Here is a 2,080-nt window from a genome sequence, read left to right as displayed (position 1 = left end):
CGTTACGCAGCGAGCCTGGAGAGTGTCTAGAAAATCCGGGGCGATTCAAGGGATAATTTTCTTTTATATTACTGTCAAAAGCCTCACCACTAAACATGGAGATGATAGACTTAGGATCCACATTATAGTGAAAATAACTTCTTGTCCGAGGTCTGGAAACCTTAAGAGAGACTGAAGGGCTAGAAATCGCCTCCATCCCATACTCTGGCGATATCTTTACAAGATCAGCTAAGTCCTCCCCATATGTCGTTTCAGTGAACGAGAAAAGTTTAGCCTGGTTAGTTGAGGCATCATGCTCGTACGTAAATTTTTGTTCCGTTTCGTGCCTGGGCTTTTGTTTGACCTTAGACTTTTGTCCGCGCTTATAATTAAACTGATATGGAGTGTATTCTGAACTACGAAGAGAAATACTAAATTTTTCTTTTATATTGTGGTTTTTTATATAATCTTTATATAAGCCTAGATCCACAAACTCACCCTGCGCATTCCATACTTGATATTTATTGCTCACCAAAAACGTTTGCATTAAACCGAGCAGAGCCCGTATCGAAGATGTCTTGCCCGAACTATTCTCCCCATAAATCAAAGTTATAGGGCACCTCAAATCCAACTCTAAGGAAGAGAATTTTTTGAAGTTTTCAACTTTAATGCTATGAATGCTCATTCACGTCCCTGTTCAATACTAATACGGACTAAAAAATGACAAACGTAGCGTTTTGCCACCGTCGTGTCTATCGTTTTGCAGAAGAATCTTAGACAGCGAGCGGAATCGGGCCCAGCCCAGTCAGCTCACAGATTAAAAAATCATCAATGATGATGGCGACGGGTTTTACCCGGCGGGAATATGAGGAGCATCAAACGATCCAGTGACGAAGCGTATGTTGCCGCTGGACAGTGACCCTAGTCTTCCCCTCTCTCTCAGTGAGCTTTTACGTTCACGATGTAATTGCACCTATCATCCGACGTTGCGGAACTCCGCCCAAAAAATGCGGAACACATGAGTTTTCTAAAGGCAATAAAAAACCCCGTAGATCGTTGATCTACGGGGCTATTTATAGTGGAGGCCGAGGTCGGAATCGAACCGGCGTAGGTGGATTTGCAATCCACTGCATAACCATTTTGCTACTCGGCCTCAAACATTTAATGTCATGTAGCGCAACATCAAATGTGTACAAACTTGGAGCGGGAAACGAGACTAGGTTTCGCGCTCTATCCCCTTGAAAACATTGAGCTTTTTCTGCCGCCAGTGCTTTCGATGGCGTGAATTATGTACTCATTTATTGAGGCTGGCAACCCCTTGATTTCAAAAAAAATTCTGCCGCACGATTTTTTTTAGCCTCCGGTGTCCAGCGCCCTCCTTGGCCCAAGCGCAACGGCACCTTGGACAGCGACGTACTGGTGCTCAAACCGGATGACAACATTGTCCACTTGGAGGAACTGGCCGCTCCATCACCCATTACATCGACAGATACTGCGGCATCCTCTTGGTCGTATAACCACCTTAACCATTGGTCACATACTTAGGGGCAAACCAACTGAACCGGCCAACCAACGCCTTGGCATAGCACCTCAGGCCAACCAGGCAAATTCACTCAATAAGCTGGACCAGCCTTCCTGCTAAACAGTGCCAAGTAGAAGGCGAAGACAGTCCGCAACGGAATCTGCTAACAAACGTGTCCGCAGGATGAATTTGCACGTGTTTCGTTGGCATTTGCGACCGTCAGCTTTGGGTCGATTCTGTTGAAAAAGTCGGCCGGCCCAAATTGCCTGATCATTGACTGGTGAAAACGCCGTTTTGTCGCGCCGCTACGTGAAATCCGAGCCCGGAAGCCTCTGCCAGAAGTAAAGATTTTAATCTCGGACACTTACTTTTCTGATGCGCAAACCAACGCCGACTTTTTCAACAGAATCGGCCGTTTGCTGCCCCTCACGACAGGCAGCAATCGGCTGAGCAGCCACTCGAACACATCACCTGGATCAGCTGTTTTGTAGGACGAAGCGGTCACCGATGTTCCGCTGCCAACATTGACCTGAACTGAGAAATGATCTCTGAAGATAGCCCGGCACCTTCGAACACTGC

Annotated in this window: 1 protein-coding gene, 1 tRNA gene and 1 pseudogene; all 3 read right to left on the bottom strand. The window is 46.5% G+C overall.

What is annotated here, in order from left to right:
- The coding region (locus K0F88_RS31910) for an AAA family ATPase (protein WP_219097863.1) at positions 1-664 on the bottom strand (664 nt) is incomplete at its 3' end.
- Between the two features lie 394 nt (positions 665-1,058).
- Positions 1,059-1,132, bottom strand: a tRNA-Cys gene (locus K0F88_RS31905).
- Between the two features lie 870 nt (positions 1,133-2,002).
- Positions 2,003-2,080 (bottom strand): annotated as a pseudogene (locus tag K0F88_RS32760) (glutamine amidotransferase); the annotation flags it as partial.

The sequence above is a fragment of the Pseudomonas sp. UMAB-40 genome (assembly GCF_900095275.1).
Classification (GTDB): domain Bacteria; phylum Pseudomonadota; class Gammaproteobacteria; order Pseudomonadales; family Pseudomonadaceae; genus Aquipseudomonas; species Aquipseudomonas mandelii_B.
This window is presented reverse-complemented; position numbering and strand designations above follow the sequence as displayed.